This is a genomic window from Streptomyces sp. NPDC029292 (assembly GCF_055569295.1).
In genome coordinates, this window is the sequence record NZ_JBVHXR010000010.1 from 74,039 (window position 1) to 93,288 (window position 19,250).

16 protein-coding genes and 1 pseudogene are annotated in these 19,250 nt (G+C 71.0%); 12 read left to right on the forward strand and 5 right to left on the reverse strand.

Annotated features, from left to right (window positions below; genetic code table 11):
• The first annotated feature begins 99 nt into the window (after positions 1-99).
• A complete protein-coding gene (locus tag ACZ4WS_RS22405) occupies positions 100-1,518 on the forward strand; it encodes a type III PLP-dependent enzyme domain-containing protein (RefSeq protein WP_467982882.1) in 1,419 nt (472 codons plus the stop codon).
• A gap of 249 nt (positions 1,519-1,767) precedes the next feature.
• Here the strand turns inward: ACZ4WS_RS22405 and ACZ4WS_RS22410 are convergent, their stop codons facing one another.
• Positions 1,768-2,991 (reverse strand): RNA-guided endonuclease InsQ/TnpB family protein, encoded by a 1,224-nt coding sequence (locus ACZ4WS_RS22410; RefSeq protein ID WP_467982885.1) that lies wholly within the window; start codon positions 2,989-2,991, stop codon positions 1,768-1,770.
• 73 nt (positions 2,992-3,064) lie between these two features.
• Between ACZ4WS_RS22410 and tnpA the strand changes: the two are divergent.
• Positions 3,065-3,435: pseudogene (tnpA, locus tag ACZ4WS_RS22415) on the forward strand (IS200/IS605 family transposase).
• Between the two features lie 187 nt (positions 3,436-3,622).
• Here tnpA and ACZ4WS_RS22420 read toward each other — a convergent pair.
• The 3 genes from ACZ4WS_RS22420 to ACZ4WS_RS22430 form a co-directional block, all read right to left on the reverse strand.
• Positions 3,623-4,192 (reverse strand): hypothetical protein, encoded by a 570-nt coding sequence (locus ACZ4WS_RS22420; protein ID WP_467982887.1) that lies wholly within the window; start codon positions 4,190-4,192, stop codon positions 3,623-3,625.
• A 95-nt stretch (positions 4,193-4,287) separates the two neighbouring features.
• Complete coding sequence (locus tag ACZ4WS_RS22425) at positions 4,288-5,148, reverse strand: MurR/RpiR family transcriptional regulator (RefSeq protein WP_467982889.1); 861 nt, start codon at positions 5,146-5,148, stop codon at positions 4,288-4,290.
• Positions 5,145-6,773, reverse strand: a complete 1,629-nt coding sequence (locus ACZ4WS_RS22430; RefSeq protein ID WP_467982891.1) for an aromatic amino acid ammonia-lyase — start codon at positions 6,771-6,773, stop codon at positions 5,145-5,147. Before ACZ4WS_RS22430 ends, ACZ4WS_RS22425 begins: the two co-directional genes overlap by 4 nt.
• Positions 6,774-6,915: 142 nt before the next feature.
• Here ACZ4WS_RS22430 and ACZ4WS_RS22435 point away from each other — a divergent pair, with 142 nt between their 5' ends.
• From ACZ4WS_RS22435 to ACZ4WS_RS22470, 8 genes are all read left to right on the forward strand, one after another.
• On the forward strand, positions 6,916-7,950 hold the full coding sequence (locus tag ACZ4WS_RS22435; RefSeq protein ID WP_467982892.1) for an ABC transporter ATP-binding protein: 1,035 nt from the start codon (positions 6,916-6,918) through the stop codon (positions 7,948-7,950).
• Entirely contained in the window at positions 7,947-8,588 is a 642-nt protein-coding gene (locus ACZ4WS_RS22440) for an ABC transporter permease (protein WP_467982894.1), read from the forward strand. Before ACZ4WS_RS22435 ends, ACZ4WS_RS22440 begins: the two co-directional genes overlap by 4 nt.
• Positions 8,588-9,286, forward strand: a complete 699-nt coding sequence (locus ACZ4WS_RS22445) for an ABC transporter permease (RefSeq protein ID WP_467983184.1) — start codon at positions 8,588-8,590, stop codon at positions 9,284-9,286. The genes ACZ4WS_RS22440 and ACZ4WS_RS22445 overlap by 1 nt, the downstream gene beginning before the upstream one ends.
• Positions 9,287-9,297: 11 nt before the next feature.
• The gene (locus tag ACZ4WS_RS22450; protein WP_467982895.1) at positions 9,298-10,233 is read left to right on the forward strand and encodes an ABC transporter substrate-binding protein; all 936 of its coding nucleotides are present in this window, start codon (positions 9,298-9,300) and stop codon (positions 10,231-10,233) included.
• Positions 10,233-11,654, forward strand: coding sequence for a purine-cytosine permease family protein (locus ACZ4WS_RS22455; protein ID WP_467982897.1), 1,422 nt, complete (start codon positions 10,233-10,235; stop codon positions 11,652-11,654). The genes ACZ4WS_RS22450 and ACZ4WS_RS22455 overlap by 1 nt, the downstream gene beginning before the upstream one ends.
• Positions 11,655-11,757: 103 nt before the next feature.
• Complete coding sequence (locus ACZ4WS_RS22460; RefSeq protein ID WP_467982899.1) at positions 11,758-12,417, forward strand: carbonic anhydrase; 660 nt, start codon at positions 11,758-11,760, stop codon at positions 12,415-12,417.
• A gap of 128 nt (positions 12,418-12,545) precedes the next feature.
• Entirely contained in the window at positions 12,546-14,159 is a 1,614-nt protein-coding gene (locus tag ACZ4WS_RS22465) for a SulP family inorganic anion transporter (RefSeq protein ID WP_467982900.1), read from the forward strand.
• A 10-nt stretch (positions 14,160-14,169) separates the two neighbouring features.
• Positions 14,170-14,604, forward strand: coding sequence for a hypothetical protein (locus tag ACZ4WS_RS22470; protein WP_467982902.1), 435 nt, complete (start codon positions 14,170-14,172; stop codon positions 14,602-14,604).
• Positions 14,605-15,055: 451 nt separating this feature from the next.
• Here ACZ4WS_RS22470 and ACZ4WS_RS22475 read toward each other — a convergent pair whose 3' ends face one another.
• The gene (locus tag ACZ4WS_RS22475; protein ID WP_467982904.1) at positions 15,056-16,450 is read right to left on the reverse strand and encodes a cystathionine beta-synthase; all 1,395 of its coding nucleotides are present in this window, start codon (positions 16,448-16,450) and stop codon (positions 15,056-15,058) included.
• A 143-nt stretch (positions 16,451-16,593) separates the two neighbouring features.
• On the opposite strand from ACZ4WS_RS22475, the gene ACZ4WS_RS22480 reads away from it, so the two are divergent.
• On the forward strand, positions 16,594-17,604 hold the full coding sequence (locus ACZ4WS_RS22480) for an SGNH/GDSL hydrolase family protein (protein ID WP_467982905.1): 1,011 nt from the start codon (positions 16,594-16,596) through the stop codon (positions 17,602-17,604).
• Between the two features lie 392 nt (positions 17,605-17,996).
• Positions 17,997-19,217, forward strand: coding sequence for an acetyl-CoA C-acetyltransferase (locus ACZ4WS_RS22485; RefSeq protein ID WP_467982907.1), 1,221 nt, complete (start codon positions 17,997-17,999; stop codon positions 19,215-19,217).
• Positions 19,218-19,250 lie beyond the last annotated feature (33 nt).

Consider the following 19,250-nt stretch of genomic DNA (forward strand, 5'->3'; position numbering starts at 1 on the left):
ACTGTTGCAGTAGATATTCACATCCTGGCTCCTTGAATAGAGCTAGTCAATACATTCGTACGCCAGCGTGGGCGCGCCATGGATGTTTGGCTGGGATGTATGGGTGCAGACAGGGACACGACGGGGGATCCAGTGGGCGACGGGGCGGGCGGGGCTGTGGTGTCTTCAGACAGCTCGGGAGAGGCGGGCGCCGACCGCGTCCCGAGGCGCGACGAAGCCGTCCGGGCCGCCGTGGAGCAGGGCCTTCTCGGACCGGCGACCCCCATCGTCGCGCTCCTCGACGTCCCCGGCATCCGGGCCTCGGCAGCCGCCCTGCGGTCCGCCTTCGACGCGGTGACCGCTCCTGGCACCCCCGTCCTGCACGCCTTCGCGGTGAAGGCGACCCCGCTCGTGCCCGTACTGCGGCTGCTGCACGAGCAGGGCATCGGCGCCGAGGTGGCGAGCCCCGGAGAGCTGGCGCTCGCCCGGGCGGCCGGGGTGCCGCCCGCCCACACCGTCCTCGACTCCCCCGCCAAGACACCCGCCGAGCTGCGCGAGGCGCTGGCGCTGGGCATCGCGGTCAACGCGGACAACCCGCAGGAGCTGGACCGCATCGACGGCCTCGTCCGGGCCGCGGACACCCGCTCCCCGATCGGCATCCGGGTGAACCCGCAGGTCGGCGGGGGTTCCATCGAGGCGCTGTCCACCGCCACGGCGACCTCCAAGTTCGGGGTCGCGCTGCGGGACGAGGGCGCGCGGGAGTGGATCGTCGGGGCGTACGCCGACCGCCCGTGGCTGACCCGGCTGCACGCGCACTCCGGGTCGCAGGGCATGCCGCTCTCCCTCATGGCCCAGGGCGTGGCGGAGACGTACGCGCTCGCCGAGGAGATCAACCGGCAGCTCGGGCGGCAGCAGATCGACACGCTCGACATCGGCGGCGGATTGCCGGTCAACTTCGGCTCCGACGCCACGACGCCCACGTACGCGCAGTACGCGCGGCTGCTCGCCGAGGCCGTGCCCGGACTCTTCGACGGGCGGTACGGGCTCGTCACCGAGTTCGGGCGGTCGCTGCTCGCCAAGCACGGGACGGTGCTCGCCCGGGTCGAGTACACGAAGTCCGCCGGGGGCCGGGCGGTCGCGGTCACGCACGCCGGGGTGCAGGTGGCCGCGCGCACGGTGTACGCGCCCGCGTCCTGGCCGCTGCGGATCGCCGCGTACGACGCGAAGGGCCGCCCCAAGGCGGGACCGGACGTCGTCCAGGACATCGCGGGCCCCGCCTGCTTCGCGGGCGACCTGCTCGCCGAGGGGCGCACGCTGCCCCTGCTCGAACAGGGCGACTACGCGGCGGCGCTGGACACGGGCGCGTACTACTTCGCCCACCACTACGCGTACAACTCCCTCACCCGACCGGGCATTTACGGCTTCGCGCCGGACGGGGAGGGCGGGGTGCGCTTCGCGGTCGTACGGGAGCCGCAGACCCTCGACGAGATCGTCGCGGAGTCGGGCGGGGCACAGCCGTCGGCACTGACGGGGATTTAGTCCACCACCGACCGGGGGGCGTTCGCGGCGCCAGGGTGTGCCGCGGGGAAGGCCTTCGCGCCCGCGGGAAGGCCTTCGGGACGGCTCCAACAGGCGGGAAAATACGGTCAGTTGACCCAACTTAGCCACCGCGGGCATGTTCCACAGGAAAATGCCCGAACACACACGCGAGGAGGCGGACCTGGAGGTTTGACTTGCTCCTCAGGCTGAAGCCGGAGGATTCTGGCCTTCTCGTCCGTTGCTACGCCGCTACGCGGCACGGGGTTCGGACGGGAATCCGTGGCTTCCTGCTTCGTCGCGCTGTGCCAGGACGAGTCCTGGTCTGACCTGCGCTCCACAGACTGCAACCGCCAGTCCGGCGGCCGTTTTCACGTTCTTCGCGGCGTTGTGGTCGCGGTCATGTTCCGCACCGCAGGCGACACAGGTCCAGGTTCGGATGTACAGGGGCTTGGGACCATCCCTGGCCCCGCACCCCGAGCAGACCTGGCTGGTCGGCTCGAACCTGCCGATCTTCACCAGGGTCCGCCCGTACCTGACCGCTTTGTACTCCAGCATGTGCACGAACTGCGCCCAGCCCGCATCATGCACACTCTTCGCCAGCCTTGTGCGCGCCAGCCCGTTGACCGCCAGGTCCTCCACACCGATCGCTTGGTTCTCGCGGATCAGCTGGGTGGAGAGTTGGTGGTGGAACTCACGGCGGGCGTCGGCCACCTGCGCATGCGCGCGGGCGACCTTCCGGCGGGCCTTCTCCCGGTTCTTGCTGCCCTTCTGCTTGCGGGACAGCTCCCGCTGGGACTTCCTGAGTTTCTTCTCCGCCCGGCGCAGGAACCGCGGGGAGTCGATCTTCGTACCGTCCGAGAGGACCGCAAAGTGTGAAAGCCCCAGGTCGATGCCGACCATCTGGCCGGTGTCGGGCATGCCGGCGGCGTCGGCGGCCGGGTCGGTGTCGATGACGAAGGAGGCAAAGTACCGCCCGGCCGCGTCCTTGATGACGGTGGCCGAGGACGGTTGTGCGGGCAGGGTGCGTGACCACTTCACCTTCACCGCACCGATCTTGGGAAGGTTCAGCCTGCCGTTTTCGGTGATCGACCAGCGTGCGTTGGCGGTGAAGCGGATCGACTGGCGCTGATCCTTGCGGGACTTGAAGCGCGGCGAGCCGGTCTTTGGTCCCTTGCGGGTGCCCTTGAGGGAGGCGAAGAAGTTTCGGTAGGCGGCCTCCACGTCTCGCAGGGACTGCTGGAGCACCACGGAGGAGACCTCACCAAGCCAGGATCGGGCTTCGGTCTGCTTCGCCTCAGTGATCAGCTTCCTGGACAGCTCACCGGCCGGGGGGAAGGCCTCGCCCGCTGTACGGGCGTCCTCACGGGCACGCACGGCGTCGTTGAACACGACCCGGGCACACCCGAACGCCCTCGCCAGCGCGGTTTGCTGACCGGCGTCCGGGTACAGGCGAAAGCTGTACCTCAGCTGCATGCCAGCCACGCTACGTAATTAGGCTAGGGGCGAGAAGCAGAAGATCAGAACTGGCAGGCACTGTTTTTTCGTGATGCATGTTCACTTGGTCTTCGTGACCAAGTTCCGGCACAAAGTGTTCACCGATGCTCATCTGGCGCGTATGGAGGAGAGCATGCGGTCGGTGTGTGCGCGGACTTCGAATGCGAGCTCGTGTAGTTCAACGGCGACGACAACCACGTCCACCTGCTGGCGAACTTCCCGCCCAAGGTCGCCGTCACCAAGCTCGTCAACTCCCTCAAGGGTGTCTCCTCCCGCCGTCTGCGCCAGGAGTTCCCCGACCTGGTACGCCACTACTGGCGCGCCAACAAGAACTGGTCCGGGTCCTACTACTTCGGCACCGTTGGCGGCTCCCCACTCTCCGTGGTCAGGCAGTACGTCGAGCAGCAGAACTGGCCGGTGTGAGCACTGCCCCGGCTCCGCCGGGATTGGCTCTCGCGACGCTCCGTGTCACGCGTGGTGAACACGCGGCGTCCGGCTCCGCCGGGCAGGAATCCGCGACGCTCCGCGTCGCAACCATCAGATTCGCTTCACCCGGCCTGAAGGCCGGGTGAAGCGAATGAATCCCGGTAGCAGGTCCGCCTCGATTCCGTCAGCGGCGCCGCGCTCCGCCAGGCGCGGCGTCGCCCGCCGAGACGCCGGTGGCCCGGCAGGCCTTGACCGGCTTGCCCGCCGGGGCGCCCGCGCGCCGGCCGAGCCAGTCGACGCGCACCCAGATCAGCGCCTGCTCGGCGCGTTCGCGGCGCCCGAGCCAGCCGGCCTTCAGCCACAGGCCGACGCCCGCACCGGCGAGCATCATGCCGCCCGCGGCGGGCATCGCGAACGAGCTGCCCAGCGCGGCCACGGAGGCGAGGACGAGCCACCAGCGGTGGCCCCGGCGCCAGTTGCGTACGGTCACGGCGCGGTCCTGGAGGACGTCGTGCTTGCCGGCGCGGGCGGCGGCGCGGACCAGGGCGGCGTACCGCTTCCTGTGCCAGTACGCCACCACGGCGGCCGTGACGATGAACAGCACGGCCCCGGCCATGACCCCGATCCGGCGCCCGGTCAGCCCCGGCACCAGCACCCCGATCCCGGCCGCGAACACCCCGAACCACCACATCGGTGCCGCCCCGGCCCTCACCACGACGGCCACCCGAGCCAGCCCTTGCCCTCCGCGCGCCACGTTCCGCCTCCCGTCCAGCGTTTTCAGCGTCTTCGGGCGCGCACGCTAGCGAGGGAAGGTGAGACGAGTCTGAGAAGCGCGGCCGCCCGCTCGGGTCACTCCACGAACAGGCCCCGGGCGGCGGCCCGCGCGTCGAACTCCTCAAGCCGCGCCTGTGCGTCCGGCAGGTCGTCGCACATGGCTTCCAGCAGGACGCGGCCCAGCAGCATCGGGGCGCAGGCCGTGTCGAAGGCGAGGCCGGTACCGACGGCGGCGGGGAGCAGCAGGTCCGACACCTTCGCCACCGGCGCGAAGGCGGAGTCCGCGACCGTGACGACGGTCAGCCCGGCCTCCTTCGCGTACCCCAGCGAGTCGACGACCTCGCGCGGATGCCGGGGCAGCGCGAAGCACAGCAGGGCGGTGGCGCCGGCCCGGACGGCCGCGTCGATGCGGTCGTGGAGCATCGTGCCGCCCTCGTGCAGCAGCCGTACGTCGGGGTGGACCTTGGCGGCGAAGTACGCGAAGCCGTACGCCTGGGAGGCGGCGGCCCGCAGGCCGAGGACCGGGAGGGGGCGGGAGGCGGCGAGGAGGCGGCCCGCCTTCGCGACGGGGCGCGGGTCCGCCAGCACCTCCGCGAGATGCTTGAGGTTCTCGATCTCGGCCTCGACGGCCTGCTGGTACTCGTTGTACGAGGCGGTGTCCACGGCCGGTTCGGCGGGCGCGACCTCGCGCAGCTGCTTGCGCAGTGCCGGGTAGCCGTCGAAGCCGAGCGCGACGGCGAAGCGGGTGACGGACGGCTGGCTGACCCCGGCGAGCTCCGCGAGCTCGACGCTCGACAGGAAGGGCACGTCGGCGGCGCGCCGCACCATGCTGTGCGCGATGCGCCGCTGGGTCGGCGTCAGCCGGTGCCCCTCGAAGAGTGCCTGCAGCCGTGCGGCGGGACTGTCCGTCACACCCATGTTCCTGTCCACGCTCATGACGCGCTCCCCCTCCAGATGTCCGTGAACCGGTCGAGCAGTGCGGCCGCCGCCGTCACGTCGTCCGTGAGCGGCCGGTCGGTCTGGTCCGTGTCGAGCACCGACTCGGCGAGCTCCAGCGCCCGGCCCACCCCGAGCTCCGGGCCGGGCCGCAGGTCGCGCTGGCGCAACGCCCGTACGGCGGCGACCAGCTCGCAGCCGACGACGAGACGGTACGCACCGCACGCCCGCAGTGTCTGACGCGCGGCGAGCGAGGCGAAGCTCGCCTGCTCCTCGACGCCCCGGGAGAGTACAGCGTGGCCGAGCGAGGCGGGCGCGGAGAAGGCCCGCAGGTCACCGAGGGCGGCTCCGGCGGCGTATTCCAGGATCATCACGCCGGAGGACGCGGGCTCGTGGTCGGCGAGGAAGGGGCGCAGGCGGGTGTAGCCGGGCTCGTTCAGCGTCGACAGGCGGGAGGTCGACAGGCGCGCCACCTGGGTGACGGCCAGCCTGAAGTGGTCGAGGGCCAGGGCGAGTTGGGCCTGGTAGAAGCCGCCGTGGTGGTAAGCGGCCATGTCCTCGGGGCAGATGAGGGGGTTCTCGGCGGCGGCGTTGATCTCGACCGCGAGGACCTCCTCGAGCGCGTCCGCCGCGTCGTGCGCGGGGCCGTGGATCTGCGGGACGCAGCGGAAGCCGTACGGGTCCTGGATCCGCCCGAGCGGCGGGGTGGGCCGGTCCGCCGCGCCGATCAACTCCCGCATCCGCCGCGCCACTTCGGCCGACCCCTTGTGCGGCCGGGCGGCGTGCACGGGTGCCGCGTACGCCTCGTGCGACCCGTCGACGGCCAGCAGCGACAGTGCGGCGACGACCTGCGTGGCCGCGATCAGCCCGCGCAGTTCGTGCAGCGCCAGCGCGGCCTGCCCGAGGGTGAGCGCGTTGCTGCTGATGAGGGCGAGGGCGTCGTTGTTGTCGAGGGGCTGGGGCTCAGGGGGTAGGCCCTGAGCCAGCGGGTGCGACTCGGGCTGCACGTCCCCGGGCCCAGGGAGCGCGCCCTGACCCAGGGGTGGCGACTCGGACTGCCCGCCCCGCGCCGGGGAGGCGTCCGGCCCCCGCCAGGGATGCTCACCCACCAGCGCGAGCCCCACCTGCGCCAGCGCCGCGATGTCGCCGGTCCCCACCGAGCCGAACTCGTTCACGACGGGGTACGCGCCGGTCTCCAGCGCCTCACAGAGGGCCGTGACGACGGTGGGGCGCAGGCCCGCGCCGCCCGCCAGCAGCTGGTTGGCGCGGACGGCGAGCATCGCGCGGACCTGGCGGGCGGGGAGCTCCTCGCCGATGGCGCCGGCGTGGCTGCGCAGCAGGCGCAGGCCGTGCTCGGCGGCGGCCTCGGTCGGCACGTCCTCGTTCCGGTTGGCGCCGACGCCGGTGGAGCGGCCGTACACCCGGCCGGTCGCGGCGATCTGCCGGGCCGCGTCCCAGGACTCCTCGACGCGTTTCATGGCCTCGGTGCCGGGGACCGGCCGCGCGGTCCCGTCGGCGAGCCGTACGACGTCCTCGACCCCTGTGCCGCGTCCGTCCAGGACCACGAGACCGACCGACGCCGGGGGTGTCACCGCATTCGCTGTGTCCACAATCCGAGACGACATAGCGTCCAAACTCCCCTCGATCCGGACATTCGATCTTGCCTGGCGGTCATAAGTAACCGGCGATTAACACCGAACCGTTGACAAGCTATTCAGGTACAGAGAACTCTGCATGACGATATGCAGACCGGGCAAGGGACACCTCATGATCCAGTTCGACACGGTCCACAAGCGCTTCCCGAACGGCACGACAGCCGTCCACGACCTCTCCCTGGAAATGCCGGAAGGCGGCGTGACCGTCCTCGTCGGATCTTCCGGTTGCGGTAAGACGACCACCCTCAGGATGATCAACCGGATGGTCGATCCGACCTCCGGCATCATCCGGGTCGGCGGCAAGGACGTCCTGGAACAGGACGCCGCCGAGCTGCGCCGTTCCATCGGCTACGTCATCCAGCAGTCGGGGCTCTTCCCGCACCGCACGGTGCTCGACAACATCGCCACCGTGCCGCTGCTCCTCGGCTGGGGCCGCAAGAAGGCCAGGGCGAGGGCGGCCGAGCTGCTCGAGACCGTCGGCCTCGCCGCCGACGCCGGCAAGCGCTACCCGCACCAGCTCTCCGGCGGTCAGCAGCAGCGCGTCGGCGTGGCCCGCGCCCTCGCCGCCGACCCGCCCGTCCTCCTCATGGACGAGCCCTTCGGCGCGGTCGACCCAGTCGTGCGCACCCAGCTCCAGGACGAACTCCTGCGCCTCCAGAAGGAGTTGAGCAAGACCATCGTCTTCGTCACGCACGACATCGACGAGGCGGTCCGGCTCGGCGACCAGATCGCGGTCTTCCGCACGGGCGGTCATCTCGTGCAGTGCGCCGAGCCCGCCGAACTGCTCGCCCGCCCGGCGGACGACTTCGTCGCCGACTTCCTCGGCGCCGAGCGCGGCCTGAAGCTGCTGTCGCTGACGACGCTCGCGGACGTGCCGCAGGGCCCGGCGCCGCAAGGCGGCACCTGGACCCTCGTACTCGACGAGGCGCGCAAGCCGCAGAGCTGGCGGTCCAAGGAGACCGATCTCCCCGTGCGTCCCCTCAAGGACACCGACTCCCTCCTCGCCGCGCTCAACGAGTCGATCGCCTCCCCCACCGGGCTCATAGCCCGCGTCGACGCGAACGGCGTCCTCACGGGTGTGTCGTCCCGCGACGACATCCACGAGCACGCGGGCCGGGCCCACACCGAGGCGAGTGTCGCCGTATGACCATCGACTGGTCGTGGATAGGCGACCACACCGACGACCTCACCACCCTCACCGTCTCGCACCTGGAAGCCGCGCTCTCCGCCGTCTTCTTCGGTCTGCTGATCTCCCTCCCGCTGGCCGTGATCGCGCACCGGATCCGCCCCCTGCGCGGCTTCCTCCTCGGCCTCTCGAACGTGCTGTTCACGATCCCGTCGATCGCGATCTTCGTCCTGCTGCTGCCGGTCAGCGGCCTCACCCGCACCACGACGGTCATCGGCCTGACGATCTACACGCTCGTGGTCCTGCTCAGGAACACGGTCGAGGGCCTCGACTCGGTGCCGGCGAAGACCAAAGAGGCCGCGAAGGCCATGGGCACCCGCCCCCTGCGCACCCTGCTCACCGTCGAACTCCCGCTCGCCCTCCCGGTGATCATGGCGGGCGTCCGGATCGCGACGGTCATGTCGATCTCGCTGGTCTCCGTCGCCACGTACATCGGCGACGGCGGACTCGGCCAGCTCTTCACCGACGGCTTCCAGCGCAACTTCCCGACGCCGGTCATCGTCGGCGTCGTCCTGACGATCCTGCTGGCGCTGGTCGCGGACGCGCTGCTGGTCGCCGTGCAGTACGTACTCACCCCGTGGACGAGGCGGCGAGCCTGATGTTCGAACTCTTCAAGAACCTCGGCAAGTGGCTGGTCAGCGGCGACCAGTGGTCCGGCACGGACGGCATCGCCCACCGCCTCGCCGAGCACCTCCAGTACTCACTCCTCGCGACGCTCGTCGCGGCGGCGATCGCGCTCCCGCTGGGCCTGCTGATCGGCCACACCGGCAAGGGCGCGTTCCTCGCGATCAACCTCGCGTCCTTCGGCCGCGCGCTGCCGACCGTCGGCCTGGTCGTCCTCGTCTTCCTGGCGAGCGGCCTGTCGATGTGGCCGGTGTACATCGCGCTGGTCGCCCTCGCGGTCCCCTCGATCGTGACGAACACCTACGCGGGCATGACCGCCGTCGACCCGGACGTGAAGGACGCGGCACGCGGCCAGGGCATGCGCTGGCACCAGGTCCTCTTCCAGGTCGAACTCCCCCTCGCCCTCCCCCTGATCATGACCGGCCTGCGCCTCGCGCTGATCCAGGTGGTCGCGACGGCCACGATCGCCGCGTACGTCTCCTTCGGCGGCCTGGGCCGCTACGTCTTCGACGGCCTCGCCCAGCGCGACCTGGTGCAGGTGCTCGGCGGCGCGGTGCTCGTAGCCGTGGTCGCCGTCGTCCTCGACCTCGCCCTGTCCGCGCTCCAGCGCATCCTCTTCCTCCCCCACTCTCGACTTCGCTCGAGCGGGGGGACCCCCATCCGCCCGGCCTAGGAGCACCTCCCATGAACCGACGTACTCTCCTCGGCGCGCTCGCCGGAGCAGCCGTCTCCGTCCCCGTCCTCTCCGCCTGCGGCAGCGGCGTCACCTCCCTCGACGGCGGGGGCTCCGCCGCGAGCGGCGGCGGCTCCAGCAAGGACGGCGTCACCATCGGCACCGCCAACTTCACCGAGAACCAGGTGCTCGGCTACCTCTACGCCGCCGTCCTGGAGGCCGCGGGCGTCAAGACGAAGGTCCGCCCCAACCTCGGCACACGCGAGATCCTCATCCCCGCGCTCAAGGGCGGCGACATCGACCTGCTGCCCGAGTACCAGGGCGCCCTGCTGCACTACCTCGACCCGAAGTCGAAGGCCACCGAGGAGGGCGCGATGCAGAACGCCCTCGCCGTCGCGCTCCCGGCGGGCCTGCAGATCCTCCCCTACGGGATGGCCGAGGACTCGGACGCCTTCGTGGTCACCCAGGAGACCGCGAAGAAGTACGGCCTGGTCTCCCTCGCCGACCTCGCCAAGCAGAACGGCAAGCTCGTCATCGGTGCCGCGCCCGAGGTGAAGAAGCGCGAGGTCGGCGCGGTCGGCCTGAAGGACGTGTACGGGGTGGAGTTCAAGGAGTTCAAGTCCCTCGACTCCTCCGGTCCGCTGGTCAAGGGCGCCCTGAAGAAGGGCGACGTCGACGTGGCGAACCTCTTCACCACCGACACCGACATCCAGGCCAACCACTGGGTGGTGCTGACCGACCCCAAGAACCTCATCCCCGGCCAGCACATCGTGCCCCTCATCGCCGACCGCAAGGCCGACTCCACGGTCCGCAAGGCGCTCGCCGAGCTCGGCAACATCCTGACCACGGCCCAGCTCACCGAGCTCAACCGCCAGGTGGACAAGGACAAGAAGGACCCGGAGGACGTCGCGAACACGTACGCCAAGCAGCACGGGCTGGCCAAGTAATGGCGGGGGGTCTCGTGGAGCTGCGCTCCATCGACGTGGTCCCGGACGAGGAGCGGCACGGCACGGCGTTCTCCCAGTTCACCCTGTGGCTGGGCGCCAACCTCCAGATCACCGCCGTCGTCACCGGCGCGCTCGCGGTGGTCTTCGGCGGAGACGTGGTCTGGTCGATCGTCGGGCTGCTGATCGGCAACCTGCTCGGCGGCGCGGTCATGGCCCTGCACTCGGCGCAGGGCCCCAAGCTGGGCCTGCCCCAAATGATCCAGTCCCGGGCGCAGTTCGGGGTGCGCGGCGCGGTGGTGCCGCTACTCCTCGTCGTCCTGATGTACGTCGGCTTCTTTGCGAGCGGCAGTGTGCTGGCCGGGCAGGCGGTCGGCGAGCTGACGCACACCGACGACACGACCGGCATCGTCGTCTTCGCCGTCGTCACGGCGGTGATGGCGGCCGTGGGCTACCGGGTCATCCACGCGCTGGGCCGGGTGGCGAGCGTGATCTGCGCCCTCGCTTTCCTGTACCTGGGGATACAACTGCTGGACCGCGTGGACCTGTCCGCGCTCCTGCACGACGCGCACTTCGACCTCCCCATGTTCCTGCTGGCGATGTCCCTGTCGGCTTCCTGGCAGCTGGCCTTCGGACCGTACGTCGCCGACTACTCGCGCTATCTGCCCCGTACGACGTCCGGACGCGCCACCTTCTGGTGGACCCTGTCGGGCTCGGCGCTCGGCTCCCAGTGGTCCATGACCTTCGGCGTCCTGGTGGCGGCCACGGCGGGCGACAAGTTCCTGGCGAGCCAGGTCGGTTACGTCGTCGCGCTCGGCGGCACCGGGCTCGTGGCGTCCTTCTTCTACTTCGTGATCGCGCTCGGCAAGCTGACCATCAATGTGCTCAACACCTACGGCGGCTTCATGTCGATGGTGACGAGCGTCAGCGGCTTCCGGGGCCAGAAGGTGCTCTCGCAGCGCGGCCGGGCCGCGTACATCGCCCTGATCATGGTGGCGGGCACGGCGGTCGCCCTGCTCGGCAAGGACAGCTTCCTGTCCTCCTTCAAGGATTTCCTGCTCTTCCTGCTGACCTTCTTCACCCCGTGGTCGGCGATCAACCTGGTCGACTACTACCTGATCTCCAAGGAGCGGTACGACATCCCGGCCCTGTCGGACCCGAACGGCCGCTACGGAGCGTGGCGCTGGGACGCGCTCGGGGTGTACGCGGCGGGTCTGCTCGCCCAGCTGCCGTTCCTCGCGACGAGCTTCTACACGGGCCCGTTCGTGGACCCGCTGGGCGGTGCGGACATCTCCTGGATCGTGGGTCTCGTCGTCCCCGCGCTGCTGTATTGGCTGGTCGCACGGCGCAATACGGCGCACGTCCCGGCGCAGACGGCCTACGCGTCGGTTCACGATCAAGAAGCGGTATCGCGGCAGCGATGATCTGACGACGAATCAACCAAGTGTCGTTAAACCGACACTTGGGGTGATGTGTTTGATGCGTACGGTGAGTGAGCGCTACAAGCACAACTCCTGAGGGAGCGTCATGCCCTCGAACCGCAGGGCCTTTCTGGCGGCGACCACCGCCGCGCTCGGTACGGCTCCGGCAGCCTCGGCTGCCGCGCCGCACCCCCATCCGTCCACCGGCCGCGATGCCCTCGCCGAACTCCTCGCGGGCAACCGGCGCTACGCCGCGGGCCACTCCCGCCATCCGCACGAGGGGCGCGACCGGCGGCATGTCCTCGCCGCCGAGCAGCACCCGTTCGCGGTGGTCGTCGGCTGCGTCGACTCCCGTGTGCCGCCCGAGCTGGTCTTCGACCAGGGGCTCGGGGACCTGCTCTGCATAAGAACCGCCGGCCAGGTGCTGGACGAGGCGGTGCTCGGGTCCATCCAGTACGGGGTCGAGGTTCTGCACATTCCGTTGGTGCTGGTCCTTGGGCATGAGCGGTGCGGGGCGGTGGCGGCGACGCTGTCGCATCTCCGCGACGGGACGCCCGTGCCGGGGCATCTTCGGCTGCTGGTGGACGAGATCACGCCTGCGGCGCGGCGGACCCGGGGACTGCCGGGCGACTGGGCGGAACACACGGTCAGGGCCCATACGTCGTGGGTCCGCGATGTGCTCCGGGCGGATCCTGCGTTCGGCTCCGCAACGGTGGTTGCCGCCCGCTTCGACCTCGACTCGGGACAGGTCACGTCGCTCCCCTGATCCCCCGTTGCAACGGCACCCGGCGCTGTCGGCTGTGCCCACCTGTTCCCCTCCCCCTGCGGAACACCTGCCCACCGCGGGTCAACCCCGAGCGGTACTCACTCACGCGAAGAAGTCACACACCCCCCATGAAGCACTCCCCTGCCCTCACCCGGGCCCTCTCCGTCCTGCCCTCCTCCGCCGATCTCCTCTCCATGAGCCGCGCCCCACGGCGCGACCTGCTCTGTGGGCTCACGGTTGCCGTGGTCGCCCTCCCCCTGGCCCTCGGGTTCGGGGTCACGTCCGGGCTCGGGGCCGCGTCCGGACTGGCCACCGCGATCGTCGCGGGGGCCCTCGCCGCGTTGTTCGGCGGATCGGCGAGACAGGTGAGCGGGCCCACGGGCGCCATGACCGTCGTCCTCGTGCCGATCGTGCACGAGTACGGCGCCGACGGGGTGCTGTCCGTCGGGCTGATCGCCGGGGTGATGCTGCTGGCGCTCGCCTTCGCGCGGGCGGGGGCAGCGATGGCGTATGTGCCCGCACCCGTGATCGCCGGGTTCACGGTGGGGATCGCCTGTGTGATCGCGTTGCAGCAGGTGCCGTCGGCGCTGGGGGTGCCCGTGCCGGGCGGTGACCAGGTCGCGGAGGTGGCGGCGCGGGCGGCCGAGGAGTTCGGGCGGGGCCCGCAGTGGGCGGCGCTCGCGCTGTCGCTGGGGGCGGCGGCGGTGATGCTGGCCGGCGCCCGCTGGAAGCCCGGGGTGCCCTTCTCCCTCGTCGCCGTGGCCGCCGCGACGCTCGTCGCGGAGGGGCTCGGCCTGCACGTGACCCGGATCGGCAGCCTGCCCGCCTCCCTCCCCGCCCCCTCCCTCGCCTTCTTCGACGTCTCTCGCGTGCCCTCCCTCCTCGCACCCGCCGCCGCGGTCGCGGCCCTCGCCGCCCTGGAGTCCCTGCTCTCCGCCTCGGTGGCGGACGGCATGCGCCCGGGAGAGCGCCACGACCCCGGCAAGGAACTCTTCGGCCAGGGCATCGCCAACCTCGCGGCCCCGCTGTTCGGCGGCGTACCGGCGACGGGCGCGATCGCGCGTACGGCGGTGAACGTCCGTACCGGCGCGGCCTCCCGCCTGGCCGCGCTCACACACGCGGTGATCCTCGCCGGAATCGTGGCGGCGGCGGCCCCGCTGGTGGCGCGGATTCCGCTGGCCGCGCTGGCGGGGGTGCTTCTCGCCACCGCTGTGCGGATGGTGGAGACGGGCGCCGTACGAGCGATGGCGCGCGCCACGCGCGGGGACGCCCTGGTGCTGGCGCTCACCGCGTGCGCGACGCTCGCCCTCGACCTGGTGCGGGCCGTGCTGCTGGGCCTCGCCGTGTCCGTGCTGCTGGCGCTGCGCGCGGCGGTACGGGGCAGCGGGCTCACCCCCGCCGCGGCCGACGAGGCACCGGGGGCGGCGACGGTGACGTACCGCTTCGACGGGCCGCTGCTGTTCGCCGCGGCCCACCGTTTCCGGCGCAGCCTGGCCGATGTGCACGGGGTGGCGGCGGTCGACCTGCGGATGTCGGGCCTGACGGCGGTCGACGCGACGGGCGCGCTGGCGCTGAAGGACGCGGTCGGAGATCTGCGGGGCCGGGGCATCGAGGTGCGCATCACCGGAGTGGAGCGGGGGCACCGCAGGGTGCTGGAGTCGCTCGGGGTGCTCCCGGCGGGGGTGCAGCCCAGCCCGAACAGGGGGGCTGTCCCCAGTGCCTCGGGGGTTCCGGCTCCTTAACGTGGACACCATGACTGGTAGGGAAGCCCGCGGCGACGCCGAACTGAAGAAGGAACTCGACGCCACCTTGCACGCGCGCAAGGAGCTGGGCGAGGAGTACGAGTCCGCGCTGGTCGACTCGTTCCTGGAGAAGGTCGAACAGCGCCTGGACGGCGCGGTGGACCGCCGGGTGCGGCGCCAGCTCGCCGAGCAGCAGATGGTGGTGGCCCGCGGGGCGCGTTCGCCCCAGTCGTCCGACTCCTGGGGAGAGCGCTTCGGCTTCGGGATCGTCTCGCTCGTCCTCGCGATCCCGTTGTCCGCGATCGGCGGCGGGGTCGCGCACCTGCCCGGTCTGCTGGTCGCCTGGGGCGGCATCGTCGGGGTCAACGTGGTCCAGGCCGCTCGGCTGTCCCCGAACTTCTTCGGCCGCCGCAAGAACGGGCAGGACTCGGACTGGGAAGAGTGAGCGAAAGCGCGCAACGCGAAAGGGCCCGGCAGCTGTGGTGACAGCTGCCGGGCCCTTCTCACGTGTTGCGCGGGGACCGCCGCACCCCCGTTACCGGGGGGCGGGACGACGGCGGTCCCCGCGAGGGACGCGGGCCGGGTCAGGACCGGGCTTGCGCGTCCTTGGCGTCCATGGAGGTCCGGGAGCCGCTCCGGAGGTCCTTGGCGCCGTTTTGGTGCCGGCCGGGGCGGGGAGCCGCTCCCGCCCTGCCGACACCCACTAATGTGCCGGACCCGTGTTAAGCGGGTGCTGCGCGGACGTGACGCGCTCGTACCACTTCCGCGAAGTTCCCCGCCGAAAGGGCCGGAAGATGCCTCTTAGGAGGGGAACCTCAGGAGATTTCTTCCCGCCGCTCTTCCCGCTGCCCGGCGCATTCCTCCTGCTTGGCGCACCCCTCCTGCCTGGCGCGCTCCTACTGCTTGGCGCCGCCCTTGGCGAGGAAGGCCAGCAGGTCCTGGCGGCTGACGACACCGGTGGGCTTGCCCTCGACGAGGACGATCGCCGCGTCGGCGGTGCCGAGCACGGACATGAGGTCACCGACCGGCTCGCCGGAGCCGACCTGCGGCAGCGGCGGCGACATGTGCTTCTCCAGCGGGTCCTCCAGGGAGGCGCGCTGGGTGAACAGCGCGTCGAGCAGCTCCCGTTCGACGACGGACCCGATGACCTCGGCGGCCATCACGTCCGGGTGACCGGCGCCCGGCTTCACGATCGGCATCTGCGAGACGCCGTACTCGCGCAGCACCTCGATCGCCTCACCGACCGTCTCCTCCGGGTGCATGTGGACGAGCGAGGGGATGGAGCCGCCCGCCTTGTCGTCGAGGACGTCAGCGACGCGCGCGCTCGGCCCGGAGTCCTCCAGGAACCCGTAGTCGGCCATCCACTCGTCGTTGAAGATCTTGCTGAGGTACCCGCGCCCGCTGTCCGGCAGCAGCACCACGACGACATCGTCGGGCCCGAGCCGCTCGGCCACCCGCAGCGCGGCGACGACGGCCATGCCGCAGGAGCCGCCCACGAGCAGCCCCTCTTCCTTCGCGAGCCGGCGCGTCATCTGGAAGGCGTCCTTGTCGGACACGGCGACGATCTCGTCGGCGACCGTACGGTCGTACGCCGTCGGCCAGAAGTCCTCGCCGACGCCCTCGATCAGGTACGGCCGCCCGGAACCGCCGGAGTACACGGACCCCTCCGGGTCGGCGCCGATGACCTGGACCGTGCCGTCACTGGCGTCCTTCAGGTACCGCCCGGTCCCGGAGATGGTGCCACCGGTGCCCACACCCGCCACGAAATGGGTGATCTTCCCCTCCGTCTGCTCCCACAGCTCGGGGCCGGTGGAGTGATAGTGCGAGAGGGGGTTGTTCGGGTTGGAGTACTGGTCGGGCTTCCAGGCACCGGGCGTCTCGCGCACCAGCCGGTCGGACACGTTGTAGTACGAGTCGGGGTGCTCGGGATCGACGGCCGTCGGGCAGACGACGACCTCGGCCCCGTACGCCCGCAGCACATTGATCTTGTCGGTGCTCACCTTGTCGGGGCACACGAAGATGCACTTGTACCCCTTCTGCTGAGCGACGATCGCCAGGCCCACGCCGGTGTTTCCACTGGTCGGCTCGACAATCGTGCCCCCCGGCTTGAGGGCGCCGCTCTCCTCCGCGGCCTCGATCATGCGCAGGGCGATGCGGTCCTTCACGGACCCGCCGGGGTTGAAGTACTCAACCTTCGCCAGGACGGTCGCCTGGATGCCCGCGGTCACGTTGTTGAGCCTCACCAGCGGGGTGTTGCCGACGAGACTGATCATCGAGTCGTGGAATTGCACCGTTGTCTCCGGAGCTGCGTTCTAAAAGGGATGGTTCCGTCAGCCTACGGCCCCGGGTCACCGTTCACGCGCCGTTGAGATTGGCCGACCGCCTCCACGGGGCAAGCAGTGGTTGTACGGCTACGAGGAGGTGGCGGCGACGCATGTCGAGGGCGAGGGTGGCCCGGCGCATCGCGGCGGGCGCGGCGTACGGCGGTGGTGGTGTCGGCCTGGTCGGCGCGGCCGCCGTCGGGCTGGTGCTGGCCGAGGTGCAGCTGGCGAAGCGCCATGTGGGCAACGGACACAGTCACGCGCCGCGCGCGGACGGCCTGTACGGGTACGAGTACGCCGGGCTCGAGGAACCGCCGCTGCGGCTGACGATGCTGGGTGACTCCACAGCCGCGGGCCAGGGCGTGCACCGGGCCCGCCAGACGCCGGGCGCGCTGCTGGCGTCCGGGCTCGCGGCGGTGGCCGAGCGGCCGGTGGAGCTGGTGAACGTGGCGCTGCCCGGGGCCCAGTCGGACGACCTGGACCGCCAGGTAGCGCTGTCCCTCGCGGACACCTCCCGGGTACCCGACATCTGCGTGATCATGATCGGCGCGAACGATGTGACGCACCGGATGCCGCCGACGCGCTCGGTGCGTCACCTGTCCTCGGCGGTACGGCGGCTGCGCACCGCGGGTGCGGAGGTGGTGGTCGGCACCTGTCCCGACCTGGGCACGGTCGAGCAGGTCCAGCAGCCGCTGCGGTGGCTGGCGCGGCGGGCGTCGCGGCAGCTCGCCGCCGCGCAGACGATCGGTACGGTCGAGCAGGGCGGTCGTACGGTGTCGCTGGGCGACCTGCTGGGCCCCGAGTTCGAGGCGAACCCTCGTGAGCTCTTCGGGCCCGACAACTACCACCCCTCGGCGGAGGGGTACGCGACGGCGGCCATGGCCGTCCTGCCCACCGTCTGCGCGGCGCTTGGCCTCTGGCCCGCGGAAGAGGAACGCCCGGACGTCTCCCGCCGCGAGGGCTTCCTGCCGGTGGCCCGTGCGGCTGCCGAGGCCGCGTCGGAGCCGGGTACCGAGGTCACCGCCGCGATGCCCACGGGTCCGCGCGGCCCCTGGGCCCTCCTGAAGCGCCGACGACGCCGCCGCCTCCCGGCCACGGACCCGGCTCCGGCCCCTTCCAGCTGACCGCAGGGCTTTCCTCGCCCCCGCCACCCTTACCCGTCCCTTCCTGGGGCTCCGCCCCAGACCCCGCTCCTCAAACGCCGGAGGGGCTGTCTCCAGCCCGTCCGGCGTTTGAGGACGAGGCCGTCCAGGCCGAAGCGGGGGTCTGGGGGCGCAGCCCCCAGGTACGGGACGGGTAGGGGCGGAGGGGGCGAAACCCGCTCAAGGCGCCCCCGCCCGAAAAAAGCAAGCGCTTAGAAAAGTGCGGCCGGAGTCACACTCCCAGATCGGTGACCCGGACGGTACGTACGGGTAACTTCCCAACCAGCCCTACCCAACCCCCGTACTCCCACCCGTCGCCCGACCACCACCCCTCAACGAGGCGCTACGCGCCGCCCCTTCTTACTGGAGCCGTGATGCCCGAAGCCGTGATCGTCTCAGCCGCCCGCTCCCCGATCGGCCGCGCCTTCAAGGGCTCCCTGAAGGACGTGCGCCCCGACGACCTGACCGCCACGATCATCCAGGCCGCCCTCGCCAAGGTCCCGGAGCTGGACCCGAAGGACATCGCCGACCTGATGCTCGGCTGCGGCCTCCCCGGCGGCGAGCAGGGCCACAACCTCGGCCGCATCGTGGCCGTACAGATGGGAATGGACCACCTCCCGGGCTGCACCATCACCCGCTACTGTTCCTCCTCCCTCCAGACCTCCCGCATGGCCCTGCACGCCATCAAGGCGGGCGAGGGCGACGTCTTCATTTCCGCGGGCGTCGAGATGGTGTCGCGCAGCATCAAGGGCTCCAGCGACGGCCTCCCCGACACGCACAACCCCGTCTTCGCGGACGCGGAGGCCCGCACCGCCGCCGTCGCGCAGACGGAGGGCTCGGCGTGGCACGACCCGCGTGAGGACGGCCTGATCCCGGACGCGTACATCGCGATGGGCCAGACCGCCGAGAACCTGGCCCGCCTGAAGGGCGTCACCCGCCAGGACATGGACGAGTTCGGCGTCCGCTCGCAGAACCTCGCCGAGGAAGCCATCAAGAACGGCTTCTGGGAGCGGGAGATCACCCCGGTCACCACCCCGGACGGGACGGTCGTCAGCAAGGACGACGGCCCGCGCGCCGGTGTCACCCTCGAAGGCGTCCAGGGCCTCAAGCCCGTCTTCCGCCCGGACGGCCTCGTCACGGCCGCCAACTGCTGCCCGCTCAACGACGGCGCCGCCGCCCTCGTGATCATGTCCGACACGAAGGCCCGCGAGCTCGGCCTCACCCCGCTCGCCCGCATCGTCTCGACCGGCGTCACCGGCCTGTCCCCCGAGATCATGGGCCTCGGCCCGGTGGAGGCCAGCAAGCAGGCCCTCCAGCGCGCCGGTCTGACGGTCGACGACATCGACCTGTTCGAGATCAACGAGGCGTTCGCCGCCCAGGTGATCCCGAGCTACCGCGACCTGAACATCCCGCTGGACAAGCTGAACGTGAACGGCGGCGCCATCGCCGTCGGCCACCCCTTCGGCATGACCGGCGCCCGCATCACCGGCACGCTCATCAACAGCCTCCAGTTCCACGACAAGCAGTTCGGCCTGGAGACGATGTGCGTCGGCGGCGGCCAGGGCATGGCGATGGTCATCGAGCGCCTCAGCTGATCCCGTACGGGTAACCGCAGTTGAACCCAGTGT

Coding starts and splice junctions, on each gene's coding strand:
- ACZ4WS_RS22405 (WP_467982882.1), top strand. CDS start 100: ATGGGTGCAGACAGGGACACGACGGGGGATCCAGTGGGCGACGGGGCG.
- ACZ4WS_RS22410 (WP_467982885.1), bottom strand. CDS start 2,991: ATGCAGCTGAGGTACAGCTTTCGCCTGTACCCGGACGCCGGTCAGCAA.
- ACZ4WS_RS22425 (WP_467982889.1), bottom strand. CDS start 5,148: ATGAGCGTGGACAGGAACATGGGTGTGACGGACAGTCCCGCCGCACGG.
- ACZ4WS_RS22430 (WP_467982891.1), bottom strand. CDS start 6,773: ATGTCGTCTCGGATTGTGGACACAGCGAATGCGGTGACACCCCCGGCG.
- ACZ4WS_RS22435 (WP_467982892.1), top strand. CDS start 6,916: ATGATCCAGTTCGACACGGTCCACAAGCGCTTCCCGAACGGCACGACA.
- ACZ4WS_RS22440 (WP_467982894.1), top strand. CDS start 7,947: ATGACCATCGACTGGTCGTGGATAGGCGACCACACCGACGACCTCACC.
- ACZ4WS_RS22445 (WP_467983184.1), top strand. CDS start 8,588: ATGTTCGAACTCTTCAAGAACCTCGGCAAGTGGCTGGTCAGCGGCGAC.
- ACZ4WS_RS22450 (WP_467982895.1), top strand. CDS start 9,298: ATGAACCGACGTACTCTCCTCGGCGCGCTCGCCGGAGCAGCCGTCTCC.
- ACZ4WS_RS22455 (WP_467982897.1), top strand. CDS start 10,233: ATGGCGGGGGGTCTCGTGGAGCTGCGCTCCATCGACGTGGTCCCGGAC.
- ACZ4WS_RS22460 (WP_467982899.1), top strand. CDS start 11,758: ATGCCCTCGAACCGCAGGGCCTTTCTGGCGGCGACCACCGCCGCGCTC.
- ACZ4WS_RS22465 (WP_467982900.1), top strand. CDS start 12,546: ATGAAGCACTCCCCTGCCCTCACCCGGGCCCTCTCCGTCCTGCCCTCC.
- ACZ4WS_RS22470 (WP_467982902.1), top strand. CDS start 14,170: ATGACTGGTAGGGAAGCCCGCGGCGACGCCGAACTGAAGAAGGAACTC.
- ACZ4WS_RS22480 (WP_467982905.1), top strand. CDS start 16,594: ATGTCGAGGGCGAGGGTGGCCCGGCGCATCGCGGCGGGCGCGGCGTAC.
- ACZ4WS_RS22485 (WP_467982907.1), top strand. CDS start 17,997: ATGCCCGAAGCCGTGATCGTCTCAGCCGCCCGCTCCCCGATCGGCCGC.